The sequence below is a fragment of the Sphingopyxis sp. TUF1 genome (assembly GCF_036687315.1).
Taxonomy (GTDB): domain Bacteria; phylum Pseudomonadota; class Alphaproteobacteria; order Sphingomonadales; family Sphingomonadaceae; genus Sphingopyxis; species Sphingopyxis kveilinensis.
The window spans coordinates 2,995,384-3,016,654 of record NZ_CP144683.1 but is presented as its reverse complement, the minus strand read 5'-3'; the positions used below and the strand labels follow the sequence as shown (position 1 = coordinate 3,016,654).

The 21,271-nt window shown below is 64.0% G+C and carries 17 protein-coding genes; 6 read left to right on the top strand and 11 right to left on the bottom strand.

The window, feature by feature from the left end; genetic code table 11:
• The first annotated feature begins 128 nt into the window (after positions 1-128).
• A complete protein-coding gene (locus VSX77_RS14165; protein ID WP_338425250.1) occupies positions 129-935 on the top strand; it encodes an acyl-CoA thioesterase in 807 nt (268 codons plus the stop codon).
• A gap of 145 nt (positions 936-1,080) precedes the next feature.
• On the opposite strand, the gene VSX77_RS14160 is transcribed toward VSX77_RS14165, so the two are convergent.
• The 5 genes from VSX77_RS14160 to VSX77_RS14140 form a co-directional block, all read right to left on the bottom strand.
• Positions 1,081-2,181, bottom strand: a complete 1,101-nt coding sequence (locus VSX77_RS14160) for a glycosyltransferase family 4 protein (RefSeq protein ID WP_338425249.1) — start codon at positions 2,179-2,181, stop codon at positions 1,081-1,083.
• A 439-nt stretch (positions 2,182-2,620) separates the two neighbouring features.
• Positions 2,621-3,967, bottom strand: coding sequence for a sensor histidine kinase (locus VSX77_RS14155; protein ID WP_338425248.1), 1,347 nt, complete (start codon positions 3,965-3,967; stop codon positions 2,621-2,623).
• Positions 3,964-4,698 (bottom strand): response regulator, encoded by a 735-nt coding sequence (locus tag VSX77_RS14150; RefSeq protein ID WP_338425247.1) that lies wholly within the window; start codon positions 4,696-4,698, stop codon positions 3,964-3,966. Before VSX77_RS14150 ends, VSX77_RS14155 begins: the two co-directional genes overlap by 4 nt.
• A 142-nt stretch (positions 4,699-4,840) precedes the next feature.
• Complete coding sequence (locus VSX77_RS14145) at positions 4,841-5,440, bottom strand: EF-hand domain-containing protein (protein ID WP_338425246.1); 600 nt, start codon at positions 5,438-5,440, stop codon at positions 4,841-4,843.
• A 207-nt stretch (positions 5,441-5,647) separates the two neighbouring features.
• Positions 5,648-5,869 carry a hypothetical protein gene (locus VSX77_RS14140; protein WP_338425245.1) on the bottom strand — a complete coding sequence of 74 codons (222 nt, stop codon included), beginning with the start codon at positions 5,867-5,869 and terminating at the stop codon, positions 5,648-5,650.
• A 190-nt stretch (positions 5,870-6,059) separates the two neighbouring features.
• On the opposite strand from VSX77_RS14140, the gene VSX77_RS14135 reads away from it, so the two are divergent.
• Entirely contained in the window at positions 6,060-6,554 is a 495-nt protein-coding gene (locus VSX77_RS14135) for an FKBP-type peptidyl-prolyl cis-trans isomerase (RefSeq protein WP_338425244.1), read from the top strand.
• Between the two features lie 28 nt (positions 6,555-6,582).
• On the opposite strand, the gene VSX77_RS14130 is transcribed toward VSX77_RS14135, so the two are convergent.
• On the bottom strand, positions 6,583-7,230 hold the full coding sequence (locus tag VSX77_RS14130) for a TetR/AcrR family transcriptional regulator (protein WP_338425243.1): 648 nt from the start codon (positions 7,228-7,230) through the stop codon (positions 6,583-6,585).
• A 112-nt stretch (positions 7,231-7,342) separates the two neighbouring features.
• On the opposite strand from VSX77_RS14130, the gene VSX77_RS14125 reads away from it, so the two are divergent.
• Genes VSX77_RS14125 through VSX77_RS14110 form a run of 4 tightly spaced genes read left to right on the top strand, consistent with a single transcriptional unit; the run spans position 7,343 to position 14,179 of the window.
• Positions 7,343-8,497: an efflux RND transporter periplasmic adaptor subunit gene (locus tag VSX77_RS14125; protein ID WP_338425242.1), complete on the top strand. Its 1,155-nt coding sequence runs from the start codon at positions 7,343-7,345 to the stop codon at positions 8,495-8,497.
• Between the two features lie 6 nt (positions 8,498-8,503).
• The gene (locus tag VSX77_RS14120) at positions 8,504-11,668 is read left to right on the top strand and encodes an efflux RND transporter permease subunit (RefSeq protein WP_338425241.1); all 3,165 of its coding nucleotides are present in this window, start codon (positions 8,504-8,506) and stop codon (positions 11,666-11,668) included.
• The gene (locus VSX77_RS14115; protein ID WP_338425240.1) at positions 11,661-13,076 is read left to right on the top strand and encodes an efflux transporter outer membrane subunit; all 1,416 of its coding nucleotides are present in this window, start codon (positions 11,661-11,663) and stop codon (positions 13,074-13,076) included. Before VSX77_RS14120 ends, VSX77_RS14115 begins: the two co-directional genes overlap by 8 nt.
• On the top strand, positions 13,073-14,179 hold the full coding sequence (locus VSX77_RS14110; RefSeq protein ID WP_338425239.1) for a DNA alkylation repair protein: 1,107 nt from the start codon (positions 13,073-13,075) through the stop codon (positions 14,177-14,179). The genes VSX77_RS14115 and VSX77_RS14110 overlap by 4 nt, the downstream gene beginning before the upstream one ends.
• Here VSX77_RS14110 and VSX77_RS14105 read toward each other — a convergent pair.
• The 5 genes from VSX77_RS14105 to VSX77_RS14085 form a co-directional block, all read right to left on the bottom strand.
• Positions 14,176-16,236 carry a transglycosylase domain-containing protein gene (locus tag VSX77_RS14105; protein WP_338425238.1) on the bottom strand — a complete coding sequence of 687 codons (2,061 nt, stop codon included), beginning with the start codon at positions 16,234-16,236 and terminating at the stop codon, positions 14,176-14,178. The genes VSX77_RS14110 and VSX77_RS14105 overlap by 4 nt on opposite strands.
• 97 nt (positions 16,237-16,333) lie before the next feature.
• Positions 16,334-17,512 carry a dipeptidase gene (locus tag VSX77_RS14100; protein WP_338425237.1) on the bottom strand — a complete coding sequence of 393 codons (1,179 nt, stop codon included), beginning with the start codon at positions 17,510-17,512 and terminating at the stop codon, positions 16,334-16,336.
• Positions 17,509-19,080 (bottom strand): serine hydrolase, encoded by a 1,572-nt coding sequence (locus tag VSX77_RS14095; RefSeq protein WP_338425236.1) that lies wholly within the window; start codon positions 19,078-19,080, stop codon positions 17,509-17,511. Before VSX77_RS14095 ends, VSX77_RS14100 begins: the two co-directional genes overlap by 4 nt.
• Positions 19,077-20,216: a hypothetical protein gene (locus tag VSX77_RS14090; RefSeq protein WP_338425235.1), complete on the bottom strand. Its 1,140-nt coding sequence runs from the start codon at positions 20,214-20,216 to the stop codon at positions 19,077-19,079. The genes VSX77_RS14095 and VSX77_RS14090 overlap by 4 nt, the downstream gene beginning before the upstream one ends.
• Positions 20,213-21,271: a DUF1611 domain-containing protein gene (locus tag VSX77_RS14085; RefSeq protein ID WP_338425234.1), complete on the bottom strand. Its 1,059-nt coding sequence runs from the start codon at positions 21,269-21,271 to the stop codon at positions 20,213-20,215. Before VSX77_RS14085 ends, VSX77_RS14090 begins: the two co-directional genes overlap by 4 nt.

Sequence of the window (21,271 nt, the reverse complement as noted above, 5' to 3'; positions counted from 1 at the left end):
CCTCGTCCGTTTGTGCTGAGCCTGTCGAAGCACCGTTCTTCGTCACGGGGCCGGAAGAAAAGAGGACGGCCCTTCGACAAGCTCAGGGCGAGCGGATTTGCTGGATCGAATGAAGAGAACAGAGCCCAATGACCGCTGAAACCTCTCCCAGCGCGCTCGACGCGCTGCTTTCGACGCTGCGCACCGAAGACGGCGCGGCCAAGGCGCATATCGACGACGGCTGGATGCAGGGCCGCACCGCCTATGGCGGAATCAGCTCGGCGGTCGCGCTCGCGGGCACGATGACGCTCCACCCGACCGACGTGCCGCTCCGCTATGCGCAGATCAGTTTCGTCGGCCCCGTGGGCGGCGACTGCACGGTCGAAACGCGCGTGCTGCGCCAGTCGAAATCCTCGCTGTTTATCGACGCCGGCGTATCGAGCGACATGGGATTCGGCACCGCCGCAGTCTTTGCCTTCTCGCCCGACCGATCGAGCCATGTCGACCATGATCGGCTGGCGATGCCCGCCGCGCCCGACCCCGAAACGCTGGCGCCCGTGCCCGAACATCGCGCGCGCCCGGCCTTCACGCGCCATTTCGACATGCGCCCGACAACGGGGCCGCGTTTTGCGTGGAAAAAGGAGATCGGCGAATATCTGACCTGGGTGCGCTTCGTCGAAGAACCCGTATGCCATCCCGCGGTCGCACTGCTGGCGATGGGCGACGCGCTGCCCCCTGCCGCGATGGCGCTGTTCAGCGAGTTCGGACCGATCAGCTCGATGAACTGGACGGTCAACATGCTGACCGCCGCGCCGACAACCGACGACGGCTGGTGGCTGCTCTCGGCAAGGACCGGCTATGCGCGCCACGGCCTGTCGGTGCAGGACATGATGCTGTGGAACCGCGCGGGCGAGCCGATTCTGAGCGGGAGCCAGGCGATTGCAATCTACGTCTGATTGGAACGTTTGCGAATGTAGCGATTGGTGGAGGCGGCGCGACGCTTTCAGTAAAACGTCTCGGACGCGGTCATGGTTTCAGGTCACCTCAATTGCACTGCATCATATTTCGCTGAAACCGGGTGTCTTTTTTCCCAAGTGCGGTTCACCTAGCGCCAGAAGAGTCCTCGAGCACTCGGTCCAACAAGGCGTCCCATTTCGCAATAATTTTATCGGGCGCAAACCGCTGAATGTCGGCGCGCGCGGCTGCACCCAGATTTCTGCGCAAGTCTTCATCCGCCATCACGCGGTCGAGCGCCGATGATAACGCCTCCACATTCCCAGCCGGAACGAGAAGACCCGTTCGGTCATGGTCGATAATATCAGAAGGCCCGAACGGACAATCAAACGACACGACGGCAAGGCCAGCCCCTGCAGCTTCGGCAAGGGCGTTCCCGAAACCTTCGTAACGTGAAGGGAACACGAACGCATCGGCGCCCGCAATCCATGCTGCCGGGTCTTTACTCTTCCCCGGCAATTCAATTCTGTCCGAAAGACCAAGGCGTTGAATTTGAAGCTGTAGCTGCTGCCGCAACTCGCCCTCGCCCCAAATGCGCAATGTCCAATCGGGATGCAAGGGCGCGATCGCCGCAAAGGCTTCAATCAATAGGTCAAAACCTTTCTGCGGCGTGAGCCTGCCTACAGCGACTAGAACCGGCGGGCCGCGCTTCGCGAGAGGCCTTGCCAGCCGCTCAACCGGATTTCCGATGACGCACGCACGTTCACGCGTCTTGCCCGAAAGAACTTCCAAACTACGTCGGGTTTGCATCACTATCGCTGAGGCGCGCCATTGAAGACACGAGAGAAGAAAATTCCAACTTCCATGAGCCTTCTGCATTTTCGGATTATTTCGTTCCGAAATTATCACGCGATATTTGGTACCAAGACACGCAATAAGAGATATGACATTTATTTTAGTCAGAAAAGAAATCACCACATCTGGATCTAGTTTTTTGACCGTTCGACGAAGTGCTATGATACGTCGAAGTGTTGTGAAAACCTGGCTGAGCAATCCTGCCTTAGCCGCCGGGATATTTAGTCGGACAAAATTTACACTCGAATCAAAGGGATGAAAAATTGGATCAGTTGGTGCATCGAAAGACACTATCGTGATTTGACGATCAAGTACCCAGTCCGCCGTAATCAACTGTAGGACACGTTCGGCCCCGCCGGCGCCAAGTCCGGCAATCGTGAAAACTATATGCATGCACAATCCCTATGAAAGACCGCCCTCGTAGAGAAGCCCGTTTTCATTACTAGTTCATTGTTTCTCGGCTAAGCAAAAATGGTTAATGGTGACGTATAGACGAGGTGCGGGAAGGCATATCAACGGAACGGTCGTCGATGCCGGAGGCGACTGCTGAGCCTAGTGTCCGCTTTCCACCGTAAGCCAGAAATCCGCTGCAAAAAATGCTGTCCTACATGGCCCGGCTGTGCCAGCCTCCATCTCGGCTCTTTCAATAAATAGACAAAAATGTCGCTGCCAGGGTTGGGGATGTGTGGAGGCACCAGGGCGCAAATCGGCGGCCGCGTAAGGCTGACCTTTACTGACCGTTGAAGCGATTTCGCGGCCTCTGCGCCAAACTGGCCGCCGCGTAAGGCTGACTTTTCCTGAACTTTGGAACGGCCGGCATGACCGAAGACTGCTATACTCGAACCGGCAACGCGATCACCGCATCGAGCCCGCCGCCCGCGCGATTGGCAAGCGTCAGCGTGCCGCCCTCGCCCTCGGCGATCTCGCGTGCGATCGACAGGCCCAGCCCCGCACCGCCGGTCGCGCGGTTGCGCGACTGCTCGCCGCGCGCAAAGGGTTCCACCAGTGTGCGGATCTGCTCGTCGGTCAGGCCGGGACCATCGTCCGACACGATGATCCGCGCCTCACCGCCCTCGACCGCCACCGACAGCCGCGCGCGCGTTCCATAGGACACGGCATTGTCGACGAGGTTGCGGATCGCGCGTTTCAGCAGCATCGGTCTCGCCCGCACCACCGCCTCGACAAGCGGTCCCGCCGCGACATCCTTGCCGCTCTCGCGATAATCGGCAGCCAGTTCGCCCACCAGCTGGCGTAGCGAAACCGCCTCGGCCGCTTCGGTTCCGGCGCCCGACCGCGCCAGCGCCAATATGTCGGTCAGCATCGCAGTCATCTCGTCGATGCTGGCGATCATCTTTTCGCGCAACCGGTCATCGTCGACCTGCTCGACGCGCACGCGCAGGCTGGCAAGCGGGGTGCGAAGGTCATGGCCCACCGCGCCGAGCATCCGGTCCTTGTCCGACAGCATCGCCGTGATCCGCTCACGATAGGCGTTAAAGGCGGCGATCAGGTCGCGCACGTCCGACGGCCCGGCCGCTTCAAGCGGCACGGTTTCTCGCTGCGCCGGGTTGGCGCGCGCCGCGCGCGTCAGGTCGCGGAGCGGCGCCGCGACGCGCCACGCGATCACCATGATCGGGATGAGCAGCAACAGATAGAGCGAGAGCGTCTGCCAGACCAGAAAACCCTGCAACCGGCCGCCGCTCGATGCGACCCGGCTCCGCACCCCGTAAAAGCGTCCATCGACTTCGGCGACGACCAGCACCGTGCGTCCGGGCAGCCGCGTGCGGCCCAGGCGGGGTCGTTGCGGCAGGGCCCAGGCCGTCACGCCCTGTGTTCGAATCTCCGCTTCGACAAGCAGGCTTTGCACATAGTCCGCCAGTTCCGGCATCGCAACCGCCCGTTCGGGAACGGGCGGCACGGTGTCTCCGACCCATAGCTTCGGGATGCGACCGCGGCGCGGATCGTCGGCGCGGTCGGATAATGTCTCGCTACGTCCGCGCCCCTGGCGGTCGATCGCGTCGATGATCCGCGCGACCGCCATGCCGCCGCCATGCGCCAGCGCCTGCTGTTTCTGCCCGCGCGCGAGCAGAGCGAAATTGACGGCCTGCGCAACGAACAGCATCACCGCGACCGCGAATACCAATTGCCCGATAAGGCTGCGGGGCCAGAGGCGGAGCTTCATGTCGAGGGGTCCAGGCGTTTGACTTCGCATGCGAGCGTATAGCCACCCCCCCACACCGTCTTGACGATTTGCGGATGCGCCGGATCGACCTCGATCTTCTTGCGCAGGCGGCTAACCAGATTGTCGATCGCGCGGTCAAAGATGTCGGCTTCGCGCCCGCGCACCAGGTCGAGCAGCCGGTCGCGGCTCATCACCTGTCGCGGGTGGCGGAGCAGTGCGTGGAGCAGGTGATATTCGCCCGACGACAGCGCGACTTCGGTCCCGTCGCTGTCGACCAGAACGCGCTCGACCTCGCGCAGAACCCAGTCGCCGAAGGCATAACAGGTGCCGCCGGTGTCGAGTGCGCGCCCGCCCTGCTGCGTACGGCGCAGCACGGTGCGGATGCGCGCGACCAGTTCGCGTGGATTAAACGGTTTGACGACATAATCGTCGGCGCCGATCTCCAGCCCGATGATGCGTTCGGTATCTTCGGCGCGCGCCGTCAGCAGGATCACGGGGATACTGCTCGTCTCGCGCAGGTGACGCGTAAGCGAAAGGCCGTCCTCGCCGGGCATCATGATGTCGCTGACGACCAGATCGACCGATTTGGCGCGCAGCACCGATCGCGCCTCGGCGGCGCTCGCGACATCGGTAACCGAAAACCCCTGCGCGGTCAGATATTCGCTGAGCGGCTCGCGGATCGACGGTTCGTCGTCGATCAGCAGGATCCGCGGCAGGTCGCTATCGGTCATCACTTGTCATCCGTCCGTCGAAAACTGGTTCGCCCACCGGCCGCGAAGGACCGGTGGGCGATAGCTGGCAGGGCGTGGCGGCAAAGGCAATGCCGGGAGGGGGAAGAAAACACTGCGCCGCCGCCCGACGCTGCCAAATGGTTTATTCGCCGGCGGAAGCCGCAGGGGCCGCGCGCTTGGCGCGCCAGGCGTTGCGCTGCGCTGCGCGCTCGTCGGCCGTCACCTGCCCGTCCTTGTTCGCGTCGGCGGCGTCGAAGCGCGCCAGCGCAGCGGTCTGGAACTCGGCCTGGCTGATCGCCTTGTCGCCGTCGGTGTCGGCCTTGCCCATCATCGCGTGATGGCCGCCGCGCTTGCCGTATTGACCGCGCATCGCATGGCGCTTGCCTTGACGGCCCTCGCCGGACTCAGCGCGCTTTTCGCCGCGCTCAGCACGCTTCGCGGCGCGATCTGCGCTATGCTGATCCCATTCGGCGCGACTGATATTGCCGTCTTTGTCGGCGTCGAAGCGCTCGAACATCTTGGCCTGCATCTCGGCGCGCTTGGCGGTACGGTCTGCAGCATCGAGCTTACCGTCCTGGTTCGCGTCCATTCGCGCGAACATCTGCGTCGCATGGGCCTGGGCCTCGGCGCGCGTCAGCGTGCCATTGCCATCGGCATCGCCCCGCGGATCGCCGGGGGCGGCGAGAACGGGCACGGCAAGCAGCGCGGCGCCCAGCGTTAAAAGACTGATTTTTTTATTCACGTGTCAAACTCCTTCGAGCGAAGCGGCGGGGAGTGCCCCGCGTTCGATGAAGGTAGTTTTAAGCCCCATTTGTCCCATCCGCGTGCCGGACGATCAGAAAATTGTCGCAAAACGTCGCAAGAAGGAGCGGCTGTTCACTCCGGCGAAAGCGAAACGGCCGACCACGACATCGCGATCGGCCTTCGAATATGGGATGGCGACGATCGGTTACGGGCTTACCGGCGCATCATCATCGTCATCGGCGATAAGAACCATCGCAGTGATACCTGCGAGCAGACCGAGCAGACCGATAATCCAGCTTGAATTACCTTCGAGCTCGCTAGCGCCGGACGTCGCCGATTCGGCGCGAACGCCGCTCGCTGCCGAAGCAGCCACGGGAGCCGCAATTACTGAAAGCGCCGCCAGCGAAATCGCCGCCTTTTTGAACATGCTCATAAAAATCTCCCTTGGGTGGACGGGCTAATCTTTGACAAACTGACACAAGCGCCATTCGATGCCTGCTCAAAAGCCGCTCATCGCACATGCAGGACGACTCGCCCCGGATTTTGGTGACGCAAAACGCGTTGCGCATCCGGCACCCGATGAGTTTATGCGACGTCGATCGAGGGAGACGTATCACATGTCAAAAGCCGACTACCTGTTCGCCGCGGCAATTGCGCTCGGTATAGCTACCGCGGCGTCAGCGCAGCCCGCCGACACGTCGCTCATTCACGGAACAGCGTGGCTCAACAAGCAAATGGCAGCGCTTGCCGAACGTCAAAGCGCCGATGGTTGGCGGGTGACGCCGAGCGGACTGCGCTGGCGCCGCGTCGCTGGCGACGGCACGGGCGCACGTCCCGGGCCAACCGATCGTGTCACCGTCCATTACGTCGGCACCTTTGCCGACGGGCGCGAGTTCGACAGCTCCATCCGTCGCGGCGAGCCGACCAGCTTTCCGCTCAACCGTGTCATCAAGGGATGGCAGGAAGGTGTCGCGCTGATGGGTGTCGGCGATAAGGTCGAGCTCGCGATACCCTGGCAGCTTGGCTATGGCGCCGAAGGCAAGGGGCCGATCCCCGGCGGCGCGACCCTGCTGTTTACCGTCGAACTGCTTGGCATTGATCCGGCGGCATAGTCGGCAGGAACGATCGGGGCCGATCTGATCAGACCGGGTCCGCCGCGATGCGAAAATGCGAAATGAAGGGCTGAAGCCGCCAGTCGATTTGGTCCCTGCCGAGCCAGTCTTCCTCGATACCGGCAAGCGCGTTGAGCATCGAATCGCCGAAGACGATGTTCAGGAACAACTTCGCCGCGGCTTCTGGATCGTCGATCTTGGCCTCGCCTTTGGCGACCCAGTCGCTGAACAGCTCGACGAGCTCGTCGATCGCGGGCAAATGCAGGTCACGATAGATGCGGACAGCAAACTCGCGATCGCGCACGCTTTCGGACACCAGCATCCGCATCAGCGCGATCGCGCGCGGCGACTGCATCGCGTCGCTTTGCCGGTAGGCGTAGCATTTGAGGATATCGACGTTGGACATCGCTGACGTCGCCGCGGGGTCCAGCGGGCGAAATGCCGTTTCGCCTGACCATCGCGTCGCCATGGCGCGAAGCAGCCCCTGCTTGTTGCCAAAAAGATCATAAAGCGTCGCAAGCGATCCCCCCGATCGCCGGACAATGTCGGCAAGACTTGTGCGGTCATAACCCTGCTCGATAAACAGCGCTTCTGCCGCATCGAGAATCGCGCCGTGTCGCCGTTCGCGTGGCGATGCTGTATCTATCTGAGATAAAGTCGTTTCCGACCCGGTCAATTTTTGATTCCCCTTCCCTTGCGCTTTTTTGTAACCTAAATTACACGGCGCACCCGCGCAAGCTTTCGCCTATAAGAAAGTCCCGCACAACAGCGATTTTTCAGGGGTCCATATGAGTCGCGTCTCTCCTCCCGGCTGCGCCGTCGGCGCCGCATTGGCCCTGTTGCTGGCCGCCTGTTCGTCCGAAGCACCACCTGCGCCGCCGCCGCCCGAGGTGAATATCGTGACTGTCCGGTCGCAGGCCGTACCCAACGTCATCGAACTGCCGGGCCGGGTTCAGGCGTATCGGACGTCGGAGGTGCGCGCGCGCGTCGATGGCATCGTCGAACGCCGCTTGTTCAACGAGGGCAGTTTTGTGCGCGCCGGCACCGCGCTTTTCCGCATCGATCCGCGTCAGCTGACTGCAAATGCCAATGCCGCCCGCGCGCAGCTCGCGCGCGCGCAGGCGACCGCGGCGAACGCGCGGCAGGTCGTTGCACGTTACCAGCCGCTGCTCGCCGACCAGGCGATCGGCAAGCAGGAATATGACGCCGCCGTTGCCGCGCAGCGCACCGCCGAGGCCGATGTGCAAGCGGCGCAGGCCAATCTCGAATCGGCGCGGCTCAATCTCGGTTATGCGTCGGTGACGGCGCCGATTTCGGGCCGCGCGCGCCGCGCCGAGGTGACCGAAGGCGCGCTCGTCAGCGCGGCGCAGGGCACGCTGCTGACGACGATCGAACAGATCGACCGCGTTTATGTCAATTTCGGCCAGTCGAGTTCGGACCTGCTTGCGACGCGCCGCGACATGGGGTCGGGCCGTATCAGCGCACAGCAGCTCGAGCGCGTCGAAGTGCAGTTGATTCTCGAGGATGGCAGCGCCTATCCGGTCGTCGGCCACCTCGATTTCCTCGACCTGTCGATCGATGAAGCCACCGGAACCGCCGCGCTGCGCGCCGAATTCCCCAACCCCAACGCCGCACTGCTCCCCGGCCAGTTCGTGCGCGCGCGCATTTTTGCCGGCAATCGCGCCGACGGGATGCTCATCCCGCAGCGCGCGGTCAAGCTGAGCGGCGACGATGCCAGCGTGATGGTGCTCGATGCCAAGAATGTCGCCACCCCGCGGCCGATCAAGCTCGGCGCGATGGTCGCGGGCCAATGGGCAGTGCTCGACGGATTGAAGCCGGGCGACCGGGTGATCGTCGACGGGCTGCAAAAGGTCCAGCCGGGCCAGCCGGTGCGCGTCGCGCCGCCCAAGGGAACGGCTTCGACGCCGCCTGCGAAGCACTGATCCGGCATGACCCCCCGTTTTTTCATCGACCGGCCCATCTTCTCCTGGGTCATCGCCATCGGTATCCTGCTCGCCGGGATTATCGCACTGCGCGGGCTGCCCGTGGAGCAATATCCGTCGGTCGCCCCGCCGTCGCTGACGATCGGCGTTACCTATCCCGGTGCCGACGCGAGCACGCTTGAACAAAATGTCACGCAGGTCATTGAGCAGGAACTGAACGGGGTCGAGGGTTTCCTCTACATGGCCTCGACCAGCGAATCGAACGGCATTGCATCGATCACGCTGACTTTCGAAGCCGGGACCGACATCGATAACGCGCAGATGGAGGTCCAGAACCGCCTGCGCCGCGTCGAACAACGCCTGCCCGAAGATGTGCGACGTCAGGGCATTTCGGTAACCGAAGCCAATTCGGGCTTCTTGCTGATCGTCGCGATCACCTCGAAAAGCGGCAACACCGACCCGATGGAGGTCAACAATTTCGCCAACACGCGCGTGCTCGACGAACTGCGCCGCGTGAACGGCGTCGGCAACGTGCAGGCCTTCGCCCCCGAATATGCGATGCGCATCTGGCTCGATCCGCAAAAGCTCGCTTCCTACAATCTCTCCGCCGCCGAGGCTTTGGGCGCGGTGCAGGAACAGAACAGCCAGACCCCGGGCGGCCAGCTCGGCGATCAGCCGATCGCCAAGGGCGCCGAGCTCAATGCCGTCATCACGACGCAGGGGCGCTTCACCAAGCCCGAACAGTTCGAGAGTATCATTCTGCGCGCTAACCCCGACGGGTCGGCAGTGACCTTGGCCGACGTCGGCCGCGTCGAGCTGGGCGCCGCAAGCTATCTTTTCTCATCCGAACTCAACGGCAAGCCGATGGCGGGTCTCGCCGTCCAGCTAACCCCCGGCGCCAATGCGCTGTCGACCGCGGCGGGCGTGCGGGCGCAGATGGACGAGCTGGCCAAGGGTTTCCCACCCGACGTCACCTGGTCGATCCCCTATGACACGACGCCCTTTGTCGAACTGTCGATCGAAGAGGTGGTGAAGACGCTGGTCGAGGCAATGATCCTCGTCTTCCTCGTCATGTTCCTGTTCCTCCAGAACTGGCGCGCGACCGTTATCCCCACGATCGTCGTTCCCATCGCCCTCGCGGGTGCGTGCCTTGGCCTCTGGCTGTTCGGATTCTCGATCAACGTGCTGACCTTGTTCGGCATGGTGCTGGCGATCGGCATCCTCGTCGACGATGCGATCGTCGTGATCGAGAATGTCGAGCGCATCATGAACGAAGAGCATCTGCCGCCCTATGAAGCGACGGTGAAAGCGATGGGACAGATCACCAGCGCAATCATCGGCATCACGCTGGTGCTGATCGCGGTGTTCATTCCCATGGCTTTTTTCCCCGGCTCAACCGGTGGGATCTATCGCCAGTTCTCGATGACGCTGGCGATTTCGATCGCTTTCTCGGCCCTGCTCGCGCTCACGCTGACGCCCGCGCTGTGCGCGACCCTGTTGAAGCCGCACGACCAAACAAAACGCACGGGACCGGTCGGCGTCTTTTTCGACCGATTCTTCGAGCGCTTCAACGGCTGGTTCGGGCGCACGACCGATCGTTATCAGGGCGGCGTGGGCAGGATGCTCGCCGCGCCGCTGCGCTGGCTCGGCGTATTCGTCGCGATGGTCGCGATAACCGCGCTCCTTTTCTCGCGCCTGCCCGGATCCTTCCTGCCGCAAGAGGATCAGGGCTATCTGATCACCGTGATCCAGGCGCCGCCCGGCGCCACAGCGCAGCGCACCACCGAGGCGACGAAGCAGGTCAAAGCCTTCTTCGATGAACAGCCGCAGGTGGCAAATATCGTGCTCGTCAACGGTTTCAGCTTTTTCGGCCAAGGCCAAGCCAACGCGATCATGTTCACCCCGCTCAAACCCTGGGACGAGCGCACGGGCGAGGGCGACAGCGCCGACGCGATCGCCGGCAAGGCAATGGGCACGCTGATGGGGATCAAGGAAGCGTTTGCCTTTTCGCTGAGCCCACCCTCGATCCCCGAGCTCGGCACGTCGAGCGGCTTCACTTTCAAGCTTCAGGATCGCGGCGCGAACGGGCGCGAGGCGCTGGTCGCGGCGCGCAACCAGATGCTCGGCGGCGCGATGCAGAGCAAGCTGCTCGCCAACGTCCGCCCCGAAGGACAAGAGGACGCGCCGGTGCTGAAGCTCGACATCGACCGGATTCAGGCGCGCGCGCTAGGCTTGTCGATCGGCGAGGTCAATGCAACGCTCGCGATCAGTTTCGGCAGCGCTTATGCCAACGACTTTACGCGCGAGGGCCGCGTGCTGCGTGTGCTGCTGCAGGCCGACGCCGCGAACCGCATGACGCCGCAGGACGTGCTTGACCTGCGCGTCCGCAGCGCGACGGGCGACATGGTGCCCTTCGGATCGTTCAGCAAGGCCGAATGGTCGGCCGAACCGCCGCAGCTCCAGCGATACAACGGCTATCCCGCGATGACGATTTCGGGCGAACCCGCGCCGGGCCAATCGACCGGCGAAGCGATGGCCGAAATGGAACGGCTTGCAGAGCAATTGCCGTCCGGATTCTCCTTCGAATGGACCGGCATTTCCTACGAGGAAAAGCAATCGGCGGGGCAGATCGGTATGTTGCTGGGTCTGTCGCTGGTGGTCGTCTTTCTGCTGCTCGCAGCGCTTTACGAAAGCTGGTCGGTGCCGGTCGCGGTGCTGCTCGTCGTGCCGCTCGGCGTACTCGGCGCGGTGCTTTTTTCGATGTTTCGCGGACTATCGGCGGACATTTATTTTAACGTCGGCTTGATTACGATCATCGGCCTTGCCGCCAAAAATGCGATCCTGATCGTCGAATTTGCGATCGAGCAGGAGGCCGAGGGCAAATCGACGCTCGACGCGGTGATGGAGGCGGTGAAGCTGCGCCTCAGGCCGATCATCATGACCAGCCTCGCCTTCATTCTCGGCATGGTGCCGCTGGTCATCGCGACCGGTGCGGGCGCGGCGAGCCGCATTGCGGTCGGATCGGGGGTGATGGGCGGGATGATCGCAGCCACATTGCTGGGCATCTTCTTCATCCCGCTCTTTTACCTGTCGGTGCGCAAGTGGCTCAGCCGCAAGCGGCCCCCTGCACCCGCCGAAAAGGGTCATCATGAGGAACCCGGCCATGCGTAAGTTGATCGCGCTGCTTGCGGCGACCACCCTCGCGGGATGCGTCAATATGGCGCCTCCGCATGAGCGGCCGCCACTTGCCACCGCCGACGACTATCCGGCCGAGTTCGCAGGAGAGACGATGCCGGGGCAGCGCGCGACCGACATTGCATGGCGCGATTTCTTTGCCGATCCGCGGCTGGAGGCGCTGATCGCACAGGCTGTTGCGCGTAATCGCGACCTTGCCGTCGCGGTCGCGCAGATCGAGGAAGCGCGCGGGCTTTATCGGATCCAGGCCGCTGACCGCCTGCCGACCGTCGGCGCCAGCGCCGATGCAACGCGGACGCGCGGCCCGGCGCTGACCGGCGTGGGGACCGACACGACGAACCGTTATTCGGTCGGCGTCGGCGTCACCTCCTTCGAGCTCGATTTCTGGGGGCGCGTCAAGAATCTCTCCGAAGCGGCGCGCAGCCAGTATCTCGCGACCGAAGCCGCCGAGCGCGCCTTTCGCCTCGCGCTCGTACGCGACGTTGCCTCGACCTATTTCGCCTCGCGCGGCGCCGAGGAGCAGATTGAGCTCGCCGAGGCCACGGTTACGAGCCGCAAGGAAGGGCTGCGCATCGCCAAGCGCCGCCTTGATGCCGGCGTCACGTCCGCGCTCGACTATCGCCAGTCCGAAACGCTGCTGACGCAGGCGGAGACGCAGCTTGCGAGTCTGAAACTGGGCAAGGCACAGGCCGATAATTTCCTCGCCGTGCTCACCGGCGGCCCCGTGGTCGATCCCCTGCCTGCACCGCTCCCGCTCGTCGCGCAGGCCGGGTCGCCGACGCTCACCGCAGGATTGCCTTCCGACCTGCTCGTCGCACGCCCCGACATCGTTGCGGCCGAAGAACGGCTGCGCGCCGCACGCGCCAACATCGGCGCGGCGCGCGCTGCCTTTTTCCCGTCGATCTCGCTCACCGGCAGCTTCGGCTTTGCGTCGGGCGCGCTCGACAATCTGTTCAGCGACGATGCCATGACATGGAGCTTTGGCCCGTCGATCAGCCTGCCAATCTTCGATTTCGGGCGCAACAAGGGCAATCTGACCGTTGCGGAGGCCCGCGAGGACATCGCGGTCGCCACCTATGAGCGCACGGTGCAGGGCGCGTTCCGCGAGGTTGCCGACGCGCTCGCCGGCCGTCGCTACCTGGCCGAACAAGTCGAGGCGCAGGAACGCGGCACGCTTGCGACACGGCAGATCGCCGATCTTGCGCGCAAGCGGTATCGCGAGGGCGTTTCGACCTATCTCGAAGTGCTCGATGCCGAACGCAATCTGTTCGCATCCGAACAGACGCTGATCGAACTCCGCCGTGCGCAGGTCGACAATCTGGTCACGCTCTATGTCGCGCTGGGCGGCGGCCTCGTCGAACGCGCGGGAGGCCAGCCGCGATGAGCGGCGAAACGCTGCTGCTCAAAAACCTGCTCGGCCCGCAAGCGATCGCGACGATCGCGGACGCCGCGGCCACCGCATCGCCCCGCTTCGACCGGCCGACGTTCGTGCAGGCGGCGTCGGACGGGCTCGATGCGCTGTCGATCATGGAGCGCGTTCGCCATATCGCCGATGCGCTGCACAGCACACTGCCCGATGACTATGGCGCTACGCTCGATACGCTGCGCGCGATGGCACCGCGACTGACGCACGGCTTTCAGGCGATTGCGATCACCGAAGTGGTTGCACGCCATGGTCTCGACGATTTCGACCACTCGATGGCCGCGCTTGCCGATCTGACCCGCTTCGGTTCGGCCGAGTTTGCGATCCGTCCGTTCCTGGCTGCCGACGCTGACCGCGCGCTCGGCATCATGGAAGGATGGACCACGAACGACGACGAACATGTCCGCCGCCTTGCAAGCGAAGGCGCGCGGCCGCGCCTGCCGTGGGCCGCGCGAGTGCCAGCACTGAAGGTCGACCCGACCCGCGCGGCGCCGATCCTTGAGGCTCTGAAGGCCGATCCCGCCCTCTATGTGCGCAAGTCGGTCGCGAACCATCTCAACGACATTGCCAAGGACCGGCCCGACTGGCTGCTCGACAGGCTTGCCGGTTGGCCGCAAGAGGACGAACGCACCGCGTGGATCATCCGCCACGCGCTGCGCACGCTGATCAAACAGGGCGACCCGGCCGCGCTCGCACTGATCGGCGTCGGTCACGGGGCCGCGGTGACGGTGGGCCGCTTTGCCGTCGAACCGGCCACCATCCACCTGGGCGAACGGATTGTGATCACCGCCGAACTGGTGTCGGAGTCACCGGACGATCAGCCGTTGGTGGTCGATTACCGCATCCATTACACGCGTCCAAGCGGCAAGAGTGCGCCCAAAGTATTCAAGTTCAAGAGCTTTACGCTGGCGGGACATGACACCGCCGACTTGGCGATTTCACAGACGATCTGCGACTTCACCACGCGCCGTCATCATCCCGGGCAGCACCGGGTCGAACTGGTCGTCAACGGTCATATGATGGCGGAGACCGCTTTCGACATCCTGCCCGACAAAGCCGGCTAATTTCCGGGCGGCGGCGCCGCGTCGGGCACGGCGGGTTCGGGCGGACGCTGATCAATCGGCAGGCGCAGGTCGATCCGGCTGCCGCCCACCTCGGTCGAGATCACAGCATCGCCGTCTTCGATGCCGACGCGTGTCCGATCGCCAATGGGGATATTGCCGACGTCAGGAATGACCGGCGTATCCTGCGGCTCGACGGGACCGGTCGGATCGACGGGGCGCGGCCGCGGCGCGGCTTTCTGGCCCGACGCCTGCGTCATGAAATCGCGCCACATGCGCGCGGGCAGGCCGCCGCCCGAAATCCCCTGAAGCGGGCTGTTGTCGTCGTTGCCGATCCAGATGCCGACGACTAGGCCGTTGGCATAGCCGACAAACAACGCGTCGCGATTGTCCTGGCTGGTGCCTGTCTTGCCGAAATTGGGCTGCGGCAGCCGTGCGGCGCGGCCGGTTCCGCGGTTGACCGCGGCACGCAGCATTTTTTCCATATCCTCATGCACGCGCGATCGGAAACGCGATGGTCCCCAGACGAGATTCTCGATCCAACCCTTTTCCTCCGCCTTGAACGCATGGGCTTTGACCGGATAGCTGTTCGCCGCGACGGCGGCATAAGCGGCGGTAAGCTCCAGCAAGGTCATGCTCGACGTGCCGAGCGCGAGGCTGGGGTCGCCCCTTGCCAGTGGCGCGGTGACGCCCAGGTCGCGCGCCGTGCCGATCACCTTGTCATCGCCCACCTCGCCGAGCAGCCGCACCGCGGCCACATTGCTCGATGACGCGAACGCATCTTCCAGGCTGATCTCCCGCGAATAGGTGCCGCCCGCATTTTTGGGGCGGTAGGAGCCGGTTTCGATCGCGCGATTGTCGATCATGTCGTCGGGCTCCCATCCGTCTCGCAGCGCGGCGAGATAGACGAACAGCTTGAAGGTCGATCCGGGCTGGCGCCGCGCCTGCGTCGCGCGGTTAAAGGGTGAGGCAGCGTAATCCTTGCCGCCGATCATCGCAACGACTTCGCCATTGGGGCGCATCGCAACGAGCGCGACCTGCGCCTTGCCCAACCCCGCCCGGCTCGTGACGCGCCGCGCGATCGACTGAAGCCGCGCATCGAGCGTCGTCGCGATCGTCTGCCGCGAATAGCCGACGTCGCTCAATTTGCGCGCTTCGGGCAAGGCCCAGTCGGCGAAATAGGTGCCCGTCGGCAATGTATTGCGCGTGCGTACGTCAATGCGCGGCGTGCGGATTGCGCGCGCTTGCTGCTCGGTCATCTGCCCTGTCGCGACCATCGCGTCCAGCACCAGCTTCATCCGCTTTTCAGCCAGATCAGGATTGCGCGTCGGAGCAAGCCGTGATGGCGCCTGCACCAGCCCCGCGAGCATCGCGGCCTGCGCCGGGGTCAGATTTTCGGGCTGGCGATAGAAATAATGCAGCGCCGCGGCGCGCAGCCCATAGGTGTTGTCGCCGAAATAGGCGTTCGACAGATAGCGCTCGAGGATCTCGTCCTTGGTCAGCCACGCCTCCAGCCAGAAGGCGATCAGCGCCTCGCGCGCCTTGCGGCCCAGCGTGCGTTTGGGCGTCAGGAAGGTGAATTTGGCAAGCTGCTGGGTTATCGTACTGCCGCCCTGCGTCGGGCCGCCGGTTATATTGCTCCACACGGCACGCGCGATGCTGCGCGGATCGATGCCCCAGTGCGAATAGAAGCGCCGGTCCTCAATCGCCAGAAAAGCGCCGGTGACATGCTCGGGCAGGTCGCGCGTCTTGACGGGCCGATCGACGATAGCGCCCGACCGCGCGATCGGCGTGCCGTCGGACGCGAGCAATGTTATCTGCGGCGGTGCGATCGGTTCGAGCGATTTCGAAAGCGGCGCAGTCAGCGCGAGCCACCCGATAAGCAGAATAAGGATCACACAGAGAACCGCAAAGCCGCGCGCGATGCGGCGCATCCACCTGTGCCGCCGCGATTCGGCAACCGGCGCGGTCGGCAGCGGCGGAAGAGCTTCGGCGAACGGTCCCCCGGGCGTCATCGCCAGCGTCGGGTCGGTGCCTTCGGGTTTACGGAACCAGGTCATCTACCGGGCCGTATTACAGCCCCAATACAGCCTAGGCAAATATCTTATGTCCGCTGCCTTCTCGGGGGAAATGTTTCGTCGACCAATCCGTCACGGGCTAGCCGTTCTGCGCGTTCAGAATGCGCAGGACATTGCCGCTCCACATCTTTTCGATGTCGGCATCCGAATAGCCCGCTTCCTTCAGCCGCGCGGTGACGTTGGGCAGTGCCGTGATGTCCTCGATGCCCTTCAGGCCGCCGCCGCCGTCCCAGTCGGCACCGAAGCAGATATGATCGGGGCCCGCGACCTCGATCGCGCGCAGCACCATCTTCATATAATCCTCGAAATCGGCGGCCCATAGGGCTTCGGTCTTGTCGAGTTCGCGCCATTTGCGGTTGAGCTCGGCCTGCTCGGCAGGGGGCATCGTGCCGATCCGCTCATATTGGCCGAACAGTTCGCCGCGCGCGGGGGTCATGTTCATTTCGGACATGAAGATCGTCGAAATACACATTGCCCCGCCCTTCGCCGCGAGCGCCTTCAGCCGCGCTTCGTCGAGGTTGCGCGGGTGGTCGTAGGCGGAACGCAGGCTGGAGTGCGAGAGGATGATCGGATATTTCGACAGCGCGAGCATCTGGTCGAACGCCGCATCGGACGAATGGCTGGCGTCGATGACGATGCCGAGCCGGTTCATTTCGGCCACCCATTGTTTGCCGAGCGGGCTCAGCCCCTTCCAGCGCGCCTCGCCCGTCGCGCTGTCGGCGAACTGGTTGGTGCGTGAATGCACCGGCCCTGCCATTCGCAAGCCCTTGGCATAGAATTCCTCGAGCAGTGTCAGATCTTCGCCGAGCGGATAGCTGTTCTCCATCGACTTGAAGACGATCAGCTTGCCCTCACGCGTCAGCCGCCCGGCATCGGCGGCGGTGCGCGCGGGGGCGATCGCGTCGGGATATTTGGCGAGCGTGCGGTCAATCAGGTCCGACCGTTTCCGCGCAAAGGCGAGCGCGTCGGCATAGCCCTTGGGGGTCAGCGGCCCCTGCTCGGTGTAAATGACAAAGAAACCGCCATCGAGATGGCCGTCCTTCATCCGCGGAATGTCGAGCTGGACCATATCATCGGCGAGGGTGTGGCGGTCGGCGAAGCTCCATCCAGCGCGCTCGAAATGGAGCGGCGTGTCGAGATGCGTGTCGAGCACCAGCATTCGGCTGTGCAGCGGGGCTTGGGCAACCTTCGGCTCGTCGCTGCCGGCCGAACAGGCCGCGAGCGAGGTCGCGACCAGCAGGATAGCGAGTTGCTTCAATTCTTGTCCTCCACGGGCTTCAGGTCGAGATCGTGATAATCCCAGCTGAAGTCGGCAATCTTGCTCACCGCCTTCATGGTAACGCCGGTTATCTTGCCATCGGCGTCGAGCGCAAAGGTCACATAGGCGGGTTCAATCGCCGGATCGTCGAAGCGCGTGACGAAGCTGTCATATTGCCAGTGATCGAGCCGCCCCGCCATCCGCGGCGTCGAGGTGAAATCGATCGTCAGCCCTTTCTTATCCGCGCCGATCACGACATCACCGTACCAGGGATCGCGATAGCGCCCGGCATAGCGCGCCAGCGCGAGCGAGGGACCGCTCCGCGCTGGCGACGCCTTCGACTGTTTCAGGAACTCGACGCCCCCCGCGAGACGAGCCTGATACCAGTCCTCCCATTTTTCGATCCAGCCATGGTCGGGTTGATCCAGATAATGGTCGAGCAGATCATAGGTGAGGCCGAGCAGCATCCCGCTATCCTCGCTGTTCATCATGATCGCGAAACCGATATTTTTGTCGGGGATCAGCACGACGCGCGTGATCGACCCGAATACGCCGCCGCCGTGCTGGATGATGCGGTGGCCGCGATAATCCTGGACCTGCCAGCCGAGCGCGTAAGCCTGTTGTGTCGGTTGCGCGGGCTTCAGCGTATCAGGCAAAGGCGTGATCGGCATCGGCGTCACCGGCGCCCACATCTCCATAGCCTGCTTTTCGCTGAACAGCCGCTTGCCATCAGGCAGCGCGCCGTGGGCGAGCTGAATCCGGAGCCATGCCGCCATATCGTCGGCGCTGAGCGCGAGCCCACCCGCGGGCGCGCCGTTGCGGCCCAGCTCGTCGCGCTCATTGAGCGCCTGCTGCGGGCCGATGCCGCGCAATGGGCCGGAGAGGCGCGCGTGCGGCCAGCTACGGTTGGGGGTGCGGAAGCGTTCTTCGCTGTCGCTTGTGGCATGTTTCATCCCGCCGGGGCGCAGCACGCGCGCGCGGATGAAATCCTCCCACGTCTGCCCGGTGACTTCTTCGATCAGCTGACCGGCGACAGCGTAGAGAATATTGTCGTACGCATAGGCCGAGCGGAAACTCGTCCTGGGTTTGAGGTAAGCGACCCGCTCGACCGTCTGCTTGCGCGTCAGATGCGTGCGCGGGACGAACATAAGGTCGCCCTGCCCCAGCCCCAGCCCGCTCCTGTGGACGAGCAGGTCGCGGATCGTGATCTCGCGCGTGACCCACGGGTCGTACATGCGGAACCAGGGCATATGGTGGATGACCGGATCATCCCAGCCGATCTTGCCTTCATCGACGAGCACAGCGACCGCCGCGGCGGTCATCGCTTTGCCGGTCGATCCGGTCTGAAAAATCGTCTCGCCATCGACGGGCGCCGCTTCGCCCAGCTTGCGCACGCCCCAGCCGCGCGACAGCGTCGTCCGACCATCCTCGACGATCGCGATCGACACGCCCGCTGCGCCAATTTTCTGGCGCAGCGCCTCGACGCTTTCGGCGATGTCGGCGGGCGGTTCAGCCCATGCCGGCATCGCGACCGAGAGCAGGAGCGAAAGGGCGAGCAGGCGTTTCATGGCAAGGCCTCCATAAGGGGAGCGGGTTCGGGACGCAGCAGGCGCCAGGTGCCGATGGTGACAAGCGGCAGGACGAAGACGATCACGAACAGCCAGGCGAGAAAGCGGTAGCCGCTCGCGATCAGATCGACGAGCCCGACGCGAGCGGCGACAAACATGCAACCGACGAGGATGAGCGAACCGATCGCCGCGCGGATGCCGGTTCCGAGCGGTGGGCGGCCGCGCGCCTCGACGACGCCCGACACGCGCTCGTTGATCGCGTGGATCGCGCCAACGCCGCTTTCGAGGAGCGCGGCAAAGATCATCAGCTGGAAGAGGATGTGAAAGCCCGGCACCGCCATCTGGCGCAGCAGGAAATCCGATGGCAGTGTTTCGGCACCGATTGCGGGGTAAAAGGCCATCATCGCGACGAAAAAGAGAATCGCGGGGAGCATTGACAGCGGCCCGGCGATCAGCCCGGCGACGACCGCGTCACGCTGGCTGGTCAAATGGCGGAGCACGGGCAAGATGATCGCAGCGCCGACGATATTGTAGCTGGCATAGGTGATGCCGCCCGCCACCCAATTTCCCGAGGGTGGCGGCGCGTTTGCAAAGCCATTGCCGATCATATCGCCAAAGCTCGCCAGCGCAAAGACGATGAAGATCGCATAGACCGCATAGATCAGCATCGAGGCATATTTGAACAATGTCTCGACGATCGCGGTGCCGAAAGCGGTGAAAGCAACGATGCTGACCGCGAGCAGCACCGATCCCGCGAGTTCGGGCCAACCAAAGGTCGCGGCGCCGATTGCGCCCGCGGCGGCGCCGAAGACAGCGAGGATAAGGACGACGAAAATCAGATAGGCCATCTCGAACGCGATCCACGCCGGGCCTAGCAGCCCTTCGAAAAAGCTGCGATAATCATAAGCATGCATCCGCCGCGCGAGCGCGAACGTCAACGCCGCGACGCCGCTCCATATCAGGGTCGCGAGCAGCATTGCGGCGAGCCCGCCCCATGGCCCCGAGGGCACGAAATATTCGGCGAGTTCGCGCCCGGTGGCATAGCCGCCGCCGATGATGACGGCTTTCAGCGCGAAACCGGGCAGCAGGAAGCGCTGGAACCAGCTCGACCTGCCACCAGTCTCGCCCTCACTCATGCGAGACAATTTTCGACGAGCGCGTCGAAGGCCCCGCCGCCACGGATCGGATCGGCAACGGGCAGGCCCAATCGTCGGCTCTCGGCGCCGATCAGCGCTTCGGCCTCACCCACCCCCATGCTTGACGTATTGAGGCTGATCCCGCCGCAGCGGATCGCCGGATTGGTCCGACTGCCCAGCCGGATCGTCAGGTCGATCACTTCCTCTATGCTGGGCAGCGCAAAGCTTTCCATGCCGAGGATGACCTTGCGCGTGGGATCGTGGCAAACGACGAAGACGTCGGGCTGGCTGCCGTGGAGCAGGCCAAGCGACACCGCGGCATAGGCGGGGTTGAAGATCGACCCCTGCCCCTCAATCAGGTCCCAATGATCGGCAGGCGCGTCAGGGCTCAAAATCTCCGCCGCGCCGGCTTCGAAGTCCGACACGACCGCATCCATCGGGATGCCCCCGCCCGCGATCATGATCCCCGTCTGCCCCGTCGCGCGGAAATCGGCGTCGATCCCACGCGCGACGAATGCCCGGTGCAACGCCAGCGCGGTATATTTTTTGCCGAGCGCGCAGTCGGTGCCGACGGTCAGCAATCGTTTGCCGCTGCGCTTGCGTCCGTTGCCGACCGGGATCGCCGGCGGCGGGGTGCGCACATCGATCAACCGCTGCCCGCTGCGCCGCGACGCCACAGCCAGCGCGGGTACACTCGTCAGCCGCGTGTGCAGTCCGCTGATGATGTCCAGCCCCGCTTCCATCGCCTCTACCAGCGCCGCGACCCAGCTCTCGCTGATAACGCCGCCCTGGTTGGCGACGCCAATCACCAGCGAGCGGGCACCCGCCGCGCGCGCTTCCGCGGGCGACAACTGCGGCAGGCCCGCGCTGACCGTGCAGCCGGCGATCCCCAGCTCGCCGACGCAGCGGTCGGCCGCCCAGTCGGCAAGACCGAAGGCGGTCTTGGCATAGCCCGCCTCCGTCGTGTTGCCGAGGAAGAGCAGATAGGGTTGCGGCAGAGTCAGGCTATCTCCCGGCGCAGCGGGCATCGGCAGTTCGATTTTCGGAATGGACAT